Consider the following 309-nt stretch of genomic DNA (forward strand, 5'->3'; position numbering starts at 1 on the left):
CTACGGCATGCACGTCTACTCGCGGCTGCCGCTCCACGACAGCGAAATCCGCTATCTGGTCGAGGACGACATCCCGTCCGCGCACGCGGTGCTGGAACTCGACAACGGCCAGCGCGTGGTGCTGCACGCGCTGCATCCGCGGCCGCCGAGCCCGACCGAAGCCGACAGCTCGGAAGAACGCGACGCCGAACTGGTGCTGGTGGGACGCGCCGCCCACGAGGCCAAGCGACCGGTCATCGTCGCCGGCGACCTCAACGGCTTCTTCGGCCTCGTCGTCGACAACCTGTCGATTCTCGGCTTCATCGCCGC

1 protein-coding gene is annotated in these 309 nt (G+C 68.3%); it reads left to right on the forward strand.

Translation table 11 applies throughout. From position 1 onward, the window contains the following. A partial coding sequence (locus SB719_RS19495) for an endonuclease/exonuclease/phosphatase family protein (protein ID WP_412159649.1) occupies positions 1–309 on the forward strand: 309 nt, incomplete at both ends.

This window comes from Pantoea sp. SIMBA_079, assembly GCF_046940275.1.
Lineage (GTDB): Bacteria > Pseudomonadota > Gammaproteobacteria > Enterobacterales > Enterobacteriaceae > Pantoea > Pantoea borealis.